At 37.3% G+C, this 10,949-nt stretch carries 10 protein-coding genes and 2 pseudogenes; 8 read left to right on the plus strand and 4 right to left on the minus strand.

Annotated elements, in window-relative coordinates; genetic code table 11:
* Positions 1–148 precede the first annotated feature (148 nt).
* The 5 genes and pseudogenes from C228_RS0100990 to C228_RS13095 all read left to right on the plus strand — a co-directional run bounded on the left by C228_RS0100990 (position 149) and on the right by C228_RS13095 (position 3,455).
* Positions 149–547 carry a DoxX family protein gene (locus tag C228_RS0100990; RefSeq protein WP_018650867.1) on the plus strand — a complete coding sequence of 133 codons (399 nt, stop codon included), beginning with the start codon at positions 149–151 and terminating at the stop codon, positions 545–547.
* Positions 548–928: 381 nt separating this feature from the next.
* Positions 929–1,240 carry a 50S ribosomal protein L21 gene (gene rplU / locus C228_RS0100995; protein WP_005618624.1) on the plus strand — a complete coding sequence of 104 codons (312 nt, stop codon included), beginning with the start codon at positions 929–931 and terminating at the stop codon, positions 1,238–1,240.
* A gap of 20 nt (positions 1,241–1,260) precedes the next feature.
* Entirely contained in the window at positions 1,261–1,518 is a 258-nt protein-coding gene (rpmA, locus tag C228_RS0101000) for a 50S ribosomal protein L27 (RefSeq protein ID WP_005621788.1), read from the plus strand.
* 80 nt (positions 1,519–1,598) lie between these two features.
* Entirely contained in the window at positions 1,599–2,531 is a 933-nt protein-coding gene (locus C228_RS0101005) for a DMT family transporter (protein WP_169334409.1), read from the plus strand.
* Positions 2,532–2,578: 47 nt separating this feature from the next.
* Positions 2,579–3,455: pseudogene (locus C228_RS13095) on the plus strand (DMT family transporter).
* Positions 3,456–3,546: 91 nt separating this feature from the next.
* Here C228_RS13095 and cdd read toward each other — a convergent pair.
* The 3 genes from cdd to folB all read right to left on the minus strand — a co-directional run bounded on the left by cdd (position 3,547) and on the right by folB (position 5,678).
* Positions 3,547–4,440, minus strand: coding sequence for a cytidine deaminase (gene cdd / locus C228_RS0101015; RefSeq protein WP_018650869.1), 894 nt, complete (start codon positions 4,438–4,440; stop codon positions 3,547–3,549).
* Positions 4,441–4,705: 265 nt separating this feature from the next.
* Positions 4,706–5,101, minus strand: a complete 396-nt coding sequence (locus C228_RS14715; RefSeq protein ID WP_245552736.1) for a hypothetical protein — start codon at positions 5,099–5,101, stop codon at positions 4,706–4,708.
* Between the two features lie 214 nt (positions 5,102–5,315).
* Positions 5,316–5,678 carry a dihydroneopterin aldolase gene (gene folB / locus C228_RS0101025; RefSeq protein WP_018650870.1) on the minus strand — a complete coding sequence of 121 codons (363 nt, stop codon included), beginning with the start codon at positions 5,676–5,678 and terminating at the stop codon, positions 5,316–5,318.
* Between the two features lie 85 nt (positions 5,679–5,763).
* On the opposite strand from folB, the gene plsY reads away from it, so the two are divergent.
* Positions 5,764–6,357: a glycerol-3-phosphate 1-O-acyltransferase PlsY gene (gene plsY / locus C228_RS0101030; RefSeq protein WP_018650871.1), complete on the plus strand. Its 594-nt coding sequence runs from the start codon at positions 5,764–5,766 to the stop codon at positions 6,355–6,357.
* A gap of 390 nt (positions 6,358–6,747) precedes the next feature.
* Here the strand turns inward: plsY and pepN are convergent, their stop codons facing one another.
* Positions 6,748–9,360 carry an aminopeptidase N gene (gene pepN / locus C228_RS0101035; RefSeq protein ID WP_018650872.1) on the minus strand — a complete coding sequence of 871 codons (2,613 nt, stop codon included), beginning with the start codon at positions 9,358–9,360 and terminating at the stop codon, positions 6,748–6,750.
* Between the two features lie 504 nt (positions 9,361–9,864).
* On the opposite strand from pepN, the gene C228_RS0101040 reads away from it, so the two are divergent.
* Both C228_RS0101040 and C228_RS14410 read left to right on the plus strand, forming a co-directional pair.
* Positions 9,865–10,455 (plus strand): calcium-binding protein, encoded by a 591-nt coding sequence (locus tag C228_RS0101040; RefSeq protein WP_155877770.1) that lies wholly within the window; start codon positions 9,865–9,867, stop codon positions 10,453–10,455.
* 205 nt (positions 10,456–10,660) lie between these two features.
* A pseudogene (locus tag C228_RS14410) lies at positions 10,661–10,949 on the plus strand (hypothetical protein); the annotation flags it as partial.

Raw genomic sequence — 10,949 nt, forward strand, 5'->3', positions numbered from 1 at the left:
TTTAACCGCTTTTTTGTTGTTTATATTGTTTTGATTGTTTCAAAATTGGAAATAGTCTATCAACAAAAAGGTTATTTATCTTCTATTGTTCAATAGATAAAATGTGTATCTCTATTGTTCAGTCTTATTATTTAAAGGAAAGCAAAAAATGAACTCAAACTTAGAAAAATTTACTCCATACGCATTAGCATTATTACGCATTGTTGCAGCCTATATGTTCTTACTACACGGTACGGCGAAATTCTTTGAATTTCCGGTATCGATGACAGGTGGTAATGGTGCAGTACCATTAATGTCAATGTACGGTATTGGCGGTATTTTAGAAATTGGTGGTGGTATTTTATTACTTTTAGGCTTATTCACTCGTCCAGTTGCCTTTTTACTTTCAGGTATGATGGCATATGCATATTTCTTTATGCACGCAAGTGCAGAGAATATTGCCCTTCCGTTAGTGAACCAAGGTGAATTAGCGCTGTTATATTCAGTGGTATTCTTCTTATTAGTGTTTGTTGGTGCAGGCGCATTTGCATTAGATAATAAACGTTGAAACCTCAACAAATAAGGCTTTTAGCCTATAAAAAAGTGAAGTGGTCATTTTTTGCAAAAAAGTTGCAGAATTTGGCCGCTTTTTTGTTATGATGGCGTTATCTAAAAATCAAGATGGTAAAAGCTACGATTTTTTCGAGAATTTCACAGAGTTAAACGAAAAAATGTGTAGTTTTTTGGGTTAATAATAGACAAAAATGTTGCTTGTTGCTTTCTTTAATGCCGAAAATAGGGTGTAAGGGAAAATAACGCAGAAATTTTTCAATTTTTCTGAAAATCGTTCTTGCTCTTTGCATAGTTTTTGCGTAGAATTGACCACCTATTTTATATGAATTTAAGAGTGCCTAAGCAGAAGCGATTGGCACAAATTAGCGGAGTAAATATGTACGCAGTTTTCCAAAGTGGCGGCAAACAACACAGAGTAAGCGAAGGTCAAGTAGTTCGTTTAGAGAAACTTGAAATTGCAACTGGTGAGAAAGTTGAATTTGACTCAGTGTTAATGGTCGTTAACGGTGAAGATGTTAAGATTGGTGCACCGGTAGTTGCTGGCGCAAAAGTAGTGGCTGAAGTTGTAGCACAAGGTCGTGGCGATAAAGTTAAAATCGTTAAGTTCCGTCGTCGTAAACACAGCCGTAAACAACAAGGTCATCGTCAGTGGTTCACAGAAGTGAAAATCACTGGGATTCAAGCATAATTTCAGAGGAGATCAAGTAGATGGCAACTAAAAAAGCTGGTGGTTCAACTCGTAACGGTCGTGATTCTGAAGCTAAACGCCTTGGTGTTAAACGTTTTGGTGGCGAATCTGTATTAGCAGGTAGCATCATCGTTCGTCAGCGTGGTACTAAATTCCACGCTGGTAGCAACGTTGGTATGGGTAAAGACCACACTTTATTCGCAACTGCTGATGGTAAAGTTAAATTTGAAGTGAAAGGCGAGAAAAATCGTAAATACGTAAGCATCGTCGCTGAGTAATTCATTTCAATAAAGAACTGAAATAAAACCCCACTTTTGTGGGGTTTTTCTTACTTTTTTCCAATCTCATTAAAAAATCCGTGAAACAACAACCCTTACTTGGCTTCTTATTTTCTTTGACAGCCATTCTGATGTGGGGAATGCTGCCTCTTGCGATTAAACAAGTACTAAAATCGCTTGATTCTCAAATGATTGTTTGGTTTAGATTTTTAGTCGCAACACTCGGTGTTTTCGCCATACTCGCTTTTGCAAAAAAATTACCTAATTTGACCGCTTTCTTTCGCCGATATCACAGGCTGTGGTTAATTGGGGTCATTGGATTGTCTTGCAACTTCTTCCTATTTAATCTCGCCTTAAATTATATTCCGGCTGCAACCAGCCAAGTCCTTAGTCCGCTTTCTTCTTTTGTGATGATTGCATTGGGTGTTGTATTGTTTAAAGAAACAATCGGTATCCATCAAAAAATTGGTTTTGTGTTAGTGGTTAGCGGTTTGGTGATGTTTTTTAATAACCGCTTCGCCGACTTAATTGCAATGAATAGTTATGCATACGGTGTATTACTTGGTATTTGTGCAAGTTTGATTTGGATTGGCTATAGTTTGTCGCAAAAAATAATGTTAGCGCATTTTAGCTCGCAACAAATTCTGTTACTGATTTATTTTGGTTGTACCTTAGTCTTTACGCCTTTTGCACATATGGAAGAATTAGCTAAATTAGATTTAGCTGCTTGGGGCTGGTTAGGATTCTGTGGCATTAACACCGTTATTGCTTATGGCTGTTATGCCGAAGCATTAAATCGCTGGGAAGTATCTAAAGTGAGCTTAATGATGACGCAAATTCCGATCCTGACTATTATGCTTACTGCATTAAGCCATACAATTTCACCAGAGCTATTTGAGGCGCCAGATTTGAATGGATTAAGTTATATTGGGGCGATTACGGTAGTTTCCGGTGCTATGCTTTCTGCTGTTGACCATAAATTATTTTATCGTAATCAACTACGCAAAAAATAATAGGAACAAGTATGTAGCAAAGACCTTTACTCGGATTTTCACTTGCATTGCTCGCAACGGCAACATGGGGATCGTTACCGATGATGGCACAGCAAGTTTTAAAATATGTTGATGCACAAACATTGGTATGGAGTCGCTTCGTGGTTGCAGCGGCTGTGATTACTTTTATTTTGTTTGTTACCCGTCGTTTACCTAAAGTAGTAAAACTGAATTTAAAAGATTGGGGCTGGGTATGTTTAGGTGTTATTGGCTTGTCCATTAATTTTGTGTTATTTGCTGATGCTTTGAATTATATATCGCCGACAACTAACCAAGTTTTATGGCAATTAGCCCCCTTTACGATGATTTTATGCGGTGTTTTATTTTTCAAAGAGAAGCTCAAGTTTTTCCAGAAAATCGGGTTTGTGTTGTTAGTGGTTGGTTTGGTTGCATTTTTTAATGATCATTTTGACGAGATTTTGCAATTTGATAGCTATGCTTGGGGGATTTGGCTGGGCTGTGGGGCGAGTTATATGGTATTGCGCAAAAATTATTATTAAATAAGCTTACTTCGCAACAAGTATTGACGATTATTTATATCGGCTGCAGTTTACTGCTTGCGCCGCTTGCTACCCCGAATCAATTAACACGATTAAGCGGCTTCCCGTTGATGTCTTTTATTTATTGTTGTTGTAATACGTTAATCGGTTATGGCGCTTATGGTGAGGCATTAAATCATTGGGATACTTCTAAGGTGAGTGTCGTGACCACGATGATTCCGGTTTTTACCATGCTTTTTGCTTTTATCGGTCATTACTTTTTCCCAGACACATTTGATAACCCTGATATGAACTTGATAAGTTATATCGGTGCCTTAATTGTGGTAATTGGTGCGATGTTACGGCGGTAGGAGATAAGTTATTGGTAAAAAAATCGCTAAAATAGACTGCTTGTATCAGCACCTAGCGAGCAGGTTAGTAATGAAAAAAGTGATGAACAGTTAAATGCTCATCACTTTTTTCTTATTGTGCGGGGACTACAGCTCAATATATTCGATATCTAAGCGAAGTAGTGTTTGGGATAACTCTTCGGTCATACGTCTATGGCTGAGGATCGCCTGTTTTTCTGCCATCACAATACGAGTAACCGGTTTATCTAGTAAGCCATTTAAACGACGATAGTTTAACGCACTTTGTAAAGGCAAGAAGCTAGGATTAAATGCAGCATTTTCAGCATAACGACCGGTAATGACCTGTTCATCAACTTGTAACGCAATACCACTCATCGCTTGGCTGTATGGCGCATAAGATTGTTGTGCTGCGACAATCGCAGCTTGAGAGAGGGGATCGCCTGTAAGCTCAAAAGTATGATGCTGAGCATCAAACAACACTTGCTTAATATTTAGATCTTTTGGCCCGAACGAATCCGGTAGATAGATTTGCAATAAATTATTTTGGCTGTGAGGTAAATGAATTTTTAACGTTTTAGCCGAATTTAATTCATTCATAAATTGACGGCAGTGACCACAAGGTGTGTAGTTTACCACCATATCGTGAATAGATTTTTCACCTGCCAGCCACGCATGAGAAACTGCACTTTGCTCGGCGTGTATGGTCTGTTGCATTGAAGTTGATGAAAACTCTTGATTTGCACCAAAGTAAAAATTACCTGATTCACCAATAGCAATCGCTCCGACATAAAATTTAGATACGGGAACGAGCGCATAACAAGCGGCAAGCGATAAGCAATATAATGCTAATTGGACGGTAGAAAGCTCAAATTGTTGGCACCATTGTTGGATTTGAGTACTGGAAAAACTTGCTTGGTATTGTTGAGCTTTTAATTGATCTGCAATTGCGGTTGTGATCGGATTGTTTTGTTCCAAGACAGCTTTTTCAAGCCGTGTTTGGAGTGCAAATAAAGTAGTCATCTTATTCTCCTTTGTTTGACGGAGAATTATTATACCTGTAAATAAGCACGCCGGCTGTGATCAAGATCGCACTAATGACATGAAATGAAGAGATTGCTTCATTTAACAGCAAAATGCTGAATAATGCGGCGAATAAAGGGGGTAGTCATTACGGCAACCCTTGCGGAACTCCAAAATGCGTAGGAAAGTATCGATGGACCCACTACCAAATAAACAACGCCTAACCATTGATAAGCGGTCAAATTTTGTAGGTTTTTGCAGATGTTTACCAAAACTCATAGAGAAAGAAAGGTGTTAAGGTAAGTATAGCTAAACCGACTAGTGCGGTCAGGAACGCAGTATTGTTAATGCCACTTGGGCGCAAGTGGATAATACAGCAATAAATTGTCCAACTGACCGTAGAAGTGATAGTACATAAGTCTCCTCGATTAATTTCTAAGTGTGTTAGGCGAGTCAAATCTCCTTGACTAAGTAGCCAAGTAACACCTATTAAACTTAATAGCGCTCCGCTAAAAATGACCGGTTTAATTCTCTCTTTAAAAAGAATAAATTTAAGAACAAAACTAGCACAGGCACAATGGCGAGATAGAGGCTTGCATTTAATGCAGAGGTTGATTTTAAGCCTTGGCATAAGGTTGCCGGAAATAACAACACCTAACATTCCTAAATTCCACATCAGTATTTTTGAAGTTTTAAGTACAGGAAGTGCAGTTAATGTCGGGCGGTAAAATAAGCAAACCAAGATAATTAAAGCAGGAAACCAGCGAAGATAAGTCAGAGTAAGTTCTATTACATTACTAAGTAGTTTTCCTAATACAAAATTCTCGCCCCAGAAAGCGGTTGCAAGAATTAAACTTGCATAGTCTATATGAATGTTAACTTGAATTACGACCTCGTTCTACGATTACACCTACGCTACTTGCTTGTGCAACCGCTTTAGGTTTATGTAGTTCAATTCTTAGTGCTTGAATGCCATAGGTTTGCTGTAAGAGATCGGCAACTTGATGCGCAACCGTTTCGACTAATTTAAAAGGTTTGGATTCAACAAACTGTAATACCTTTTCCGAAACTTCCGCATAATTTAAACAATATTGCACGTCATCCGTTGCGGCCGCTAATTTAAAGTCCCATTCCATTTCAATATTAAATATTAAACGTTGTTTAATGGTATGTTCCCAATCATATGCGCCGATTGAGGCGAAAGCGGTCAGCTCGTGAATAAAAACTTTATCTGCCATTTGAGTTTTCCTTATTTGTTTATGGTAACATTTGTGAAAATATAGCATACAAGCGAAATAGCCCCTAGAAATTAAAGGAAAAATTATGAGTATCTCCGCTTATTTATTAATTTTAGCAGCCTATATATTCGGTTCTATTTCTAGCGCCATTATTTTTTGTCGTTTAGCTGGGTTGTCAGATCCTCGTGAATGTGGTTCTCATAATCCCGGCGCGACGAATGTATTACGTATCGGTGGAAGAATTTCGGCATTAGGGGTTTTACTGTTTGATATTTTAAAAGGTGGTTTACCGGTGCTATGTGCTTTTCGTCTGGGATTTGAACCTTCAGAAATCGGCTTTGTAGCTTTAGCAGCCTGTTTAGGGCATATCTTCCCCATATTTTTTCAGTTTCGCGGAGGAAAAGGTGTAGCAACCGCATTTGGAGCGCTATTACCGATTAGTGCGTTGGTTGCTGGTGCGGCTTTATGTAGCTGGTTAATCGTGTTTTTACTGTTTGGTTTTTCTTCATTAAGTGCAGTGGTTACGGCATTAGTTGTACCATTTTATATCTGGTGGTTTAGACCGGAATTTACATTCCCTGTTGCATTAGTCTGTTGTTTGTTAGTCTATCGTCATCACGACAACATTCAACGTCTATGGCGCGGTCAAGAAGAAAGAATATGGGATAGGTTAAAGTAGGTAAGTAATAGTCGTATCACAAGCGGTCAGATTTTCTCTATTTTTAGTAAATACTTTGCTAGCGAAAGAATCTGACCGTTTTTTTATTGCATGCTCCCACAAATAAAAAAGCTTAACTCTGTCGAATTAAGCTTTTATTAGAAGTATTGTATGTATGTAATGTTACTTTAAAAACACTTGAATCAACCTCCGCCTCCTGCATCAATTAACTCAAGCTTCGAACACTTATGAACGCGTGTTCATCTTTTTAAAGTTCGGTTATTATATCCCAAAAAAAGAATTTGAAAATACTCTTATAACAAATATGTCCTTTCTTTTTAGTAAATAATAAGAATATAATCACATTTATTATAAATTTTAATCTAATTACATATATTGGAACAAATAATACTAATGTAATGCTTTCTCAATCTTCTCAAAAAGATCTCGAGCAAGGTTGTCTAAGCCTCTTAATCGCTCTAAACCACGTCTCATCAAGGTTTGGCGTTGATTGTCATAACGTGATAATTTAATCAAAGGCTCAATTAAACGAGCCGCAACTTGCGGGTTGATTTCATTTAATTTGATTAAAATATCGACGAGGAAACGGTAGCCGGAACCATCAATGGCATGGAATGCTTTCGGAGTCTGATTACAAAACGCTCCGACTAAAGAACGTAGTCTATTCGGGTTATTAAAGTTAAAACTGCGGTGATTTAATAAGCCTTGCACGATTTCAAGCACGTTGTCATCAGGACGAGTTGCTTGGAGCATAAACCATTTATCCATCACTAAGCCATCATGGTGCCATTTCTCTTCAAAATCCGCTAACAACTGATCTCTGCACGGCAATTGTGCCTTCGTTGCAGCGGAAAGCGCTGCGAGCATATCGGTCATATTATCTGCTTGTTTATAGTGACTATAAGTCAGCGAATTGCCGAGATCCGTAAAGGCTAAGTAAGATAAACATACGTTACGTAATGCACGTTTAGACATATCTTCCGCCACTACTTGGTAGGCTCCGCATTTATGGCGAATATAAACCTCATGTAAGCGATCACGTAATGTTTCTGCAATCGCTTTCAGCATAAATTCTCGAACGATAGCGATACCGTTCGGATCAATCACCTTGAATAATTCGGCAAACTCGGTTTCTTTCGGTAGCGTTAGCATTAATGCAGTTAATTCAGTATCTTTATCTGCATTATCAAGCACATAGATAAGCGCTTCGGTTAACTTCGCAGAAAAGGTTAAGGCTTCACCGGATTGATGGTGAGACAAATTCGTACGAAGCTCGTTATTGAATAAGGTTTGTGCCGCATCCCAACGTACAAAATCATTTTGTGCGAATTTAAGTAATGTAATTAATTGTTCATTGGTATAGTTATAATCTAAACGTACCGGCGCAGAGAAATCACACAACAATGCAGGCACCGGTTTATGCATCACATTATGGAATTCAAATGTTTGATGCTCTTGCAATACATTTAAGACGTTATGTTGTTCTGTACCTTCAAATTGAAGTGCAATAGGTTCTCCGCTTTGTTCACTGTACAACTCAATTTTTAACGGAATATGTAAGTTGACTTTTTCCAATTGATCCGCTGTTGCCGGTGTATGTTGTGAAACGTGTAAACGGTAGATATGGTGCATTTCGTCATATTCATCACTCACGCTCAGTTCAGGCGTACCGGATTGGCTATACCAACGGCGGAACTGAGTTAAATCGATGCTTGAAGCACGTTCCATTGCTGAAACAAAATCTTCACATGTTGCAGCGGAGCCGTCATTTTCTGCAACATACAGCTGCATCCCTTTTTGGAATTTTTCTTCGCCTAATAATGTATGAATCATGCGAATAACTTCTGCCCCTTTTTCATATATGGTAACGGTATAGAAGTTATTCATCTCAATTACTTTTTCCGGGCGAATCGGGTGTGCCATCGGGCTGGCATCTTCGGCAAATTGCACTGCTCGTAATAAGCGTACGTCTTCAATACGTTTTGTTGGGCGAGACCATAAATCCGAAGTAAATTCTTGATCACGGAATACGGTTAACCCCTCTTTAAGGCTTAATTGGAACCAATCTCGGCACGTAATGCGATTACCGGTCCAGTTATGGAAATATTCGTGTGCAATCACGCTTTCAATATCTAAATAATCGGTATCAGTTGCTGTTTCCGGTTTTGCCAACACGAATTTAGAATTGAAAACATTTAAGCCTTTGTTTTCCATTGCGCCCATATTGAAGAAATCAACCGCTACAATCATATAGATATCTAAATCGTATTCTAAACCGAAGCGATCCTCGTCCCATTTCATTGAGCGTTTTAGACTTTCCATCGCCCAACTGGCACGATCTAAATTGCCACGATCAACATAGATCTCTAATGAAACTTCTCGACCACTTTTTGTGATGAATTTATCTTGTAACAGATCAAAATCACCGGCAACCAATGCAAATAAATAGCTTGGTTTAAAGAATGGATCTTCCCATTCCACCCAATGACGACCGTCTTCTAAATCGCCTTGTGCAATACGGTTACCATTCGAAAGCAAGAACGGGTATTTCGCTTTAGAAGCAGTAATTTTTGTACGATATTTTGCAAGTACGTCCGGACGATCCAACATATAAGTAATTTGGCGGAAGCCCTCTGCTTCACATTGGGTACAGATGCCGTCACCGGATTGGTATAGGCCTTGTAGAGAAGTGTTTTGCGCCGGATTTAAACCGGTTTCAATTTGTAACTCGAATTTATCTTCAGTGATATGACTAACATCAATAGTTAGAGATTCATCATCTTTTTCGAAATTAGAGTAAGAAGCGCCATTCAGCTTGAGGGAAAGGAAATCAAAACTATGTCCATCTAAACGCAGATGAGTGGCTCCCACTGTTTTACGCTCTACTGCAAATGTAGAGGTTACAAAGGTCCTGTCCGGATCAAGTTGAAAATCAAGAAAAATGTCTGTAATCGTAAAATCTGATACTCGATAGTCTTTTCTATATTTTGCTTTAGGTTGCATGATGTTTTCCTTAATTTATTTGGTGGGAAGTACTCACCGAAGAGATGCCAATACATTCTACTAAAAGCTTGCAAATTTTCCAAAGAATCTCACCGCTTATCTTTAATCAATTTACGTATTTCTTTGCTTCTAAAGAAAAGAAAGATAGATTTTACTGAACGGTTAAAGTGAAATAGAGTATAAGTAGTTATGAGAAATTAGTGTTTTTCGCAATTTATATATTGGTATATATTGTTGTTAACTACTTTATTAGTTTAAATTTATTTAATCGGGAGTGAACTATGAGTGACAATATGAACATTATCAAAGCCGGATATGCCGAAACGTTTAACGGAACGTCTAACAATGATTATCTTTCTGGGCTATATTAATTATGTTTTTACTAAAGTGGGGGAATAGAGGCAATAAAAGACCGAGGGGTTATAAAAAATATTTCTTTTCTTGACGCAATTTCTCACCAAACTCGTTATTACTTCTCTAATAATATCCTTACCATTTTTAGAAATGGTTTTTGATGATAAGGTTATTACAAATATCAGCGCTTATTTTATAGGTAATAAAGGCATTATGGATATCGGCGGATCTTTTTATATTTATGGCACAACATTAGATGATAAGTTGCATTCAGATAACGGGTATGCGAGTATTTTTGTCAAAGCAGGGCATGATATTGTCGTTAGCGATAGTGGGGCTGATATGCTATATGCCGGAGCGGACAATGATAAGATTTACTTAGAGGAAGGAAATGACGAAATTTATGGTCGTTCAGCGCATGATAATTTATTTGGCGGTGGGGGTAATGATATTTTAAATGATTTGTTCGGCAATGACGTTATCGCTGATTTCGGAAATGTTACAGATGAAGATATATTGCACTTTAAAGATTTAAAACGTGATGAGGTTGGTTTTAGTTTAAACGGCACAAATTTATTGATTCCGGATATGACGAGAGACGGTAATTATGTTGAGATTATTGACTGTGTAACAAATCAAAGAAATTATATTGAGCAGTTTGATTTTCGTTATCATCAAGTAATGATTTTTGTTGATTACAAAAATTCATTTGATTATCAAATTAATATTAATTTGGTTTGAATTGTAATATTTAAAGTGAATTGTTTAATTAGCTATTTCAAATTTTATTCATATTGAATTTGATTTAAATTATTTTATTTGCTTTGTAAATTTATTTTTATATAAATTTACCGTAAGTAAAAAATATATTATAAAGTCTATTGTATAATTTTGTTGCAAATTTAATTAAATTTGCATTAGTTAATTTATACTAGGAGAAATTTATATGTATGTAGCAAGAATCACACATAGTATTAGTGTTCGCGGATTTATTAATTCTTTTTTCCAATTTTATGGAAGATTTATTTTTAAACCGTCTTTTGGTCAACAGCCTACGCTTGAACAAAAACCAATAGATGTTCAAAAACCAGATTTCGGTCAAAAAACAATTCAATTTAATGATCCTGATTTTTGTCAAAAACCAATTAACCCACAACATCCATTTGAACCGCAACAACCAATTCCGCAACAACCAATTCCGCAAGAGCCAGTTCCACAAGAGCCAGTTCCACAAG

This window comes from Actinobacillus capsulatus DSM 19761, from assembly GCF_000374285.1.
GTDB lineage: Bacteria > Pseudomonadota > Gammaproteobacteria > Enterobacterales > Pasteurellaceae > Actinobacillus > Actinobacillus capsulatus.

Bases quoted from the DNA above. Each gene is read 5' to 3' on its own strand.
- rplU (WP_005618624.1), top strand. From the start codon at position 929: ATGTACGCAGTTTTCCAAAGTGGCGGCAAACAACACAGAGTAAGCGAA.
- plsY (WP_018650871.1), top strand. From the start codon at position 5,764: ATGAGTATCTCCGCTTATTTATTAATTTTAGCAGCCTATATATTCGGT.
- C228_RS0101040 (WP_155877770.1), top strand. From the start codon at position 9,865: ATGGTTTTTGATGATAAGGTTATTACAAATATCAGCGCTTATTTTATA.
- cdd (WP_018650869.1), bottom strand. From the start codon at position 4,440: ATGACTACTTTATTTGCACTCCAAACACGGCTTGAAAAAGCTGTCTTG.
- rpmA (WP_005621788.1), top strand. From the start codon at position 1,261: ATGGCAACTAAAAAAGCTGGTGGTTCAACTCGTAACGGTCGTGATTCT.
- C228_RS14715 (WP_245552736.1), bottom strand. From the start codon at position 5,101: ATGTTAGGTGTTGTTATTTCCGGCAACCTTATGCCAAGGCTTAAAATC.
- folB (WP_018650870.1), bottom strand. From the start codon at position 5,678: ATGGCAGATAAAGTTTTTATTCACGAGCTGACCGCTTTCGCCTCAATC.
- pepN (WP_018650872.1), bottom strand. From the start codon at position 9,360: ATGCAACCTAAAGCAAAATATAGAAAAGACTATCGAGTATCAGATTTT.
- C228_RS0100990 (WP_018650867.1), top strand. From the start codon at position 149: ATGAACTCAAACTTAGAAAAATTTACTCCATACGCATTAGCATTATTA.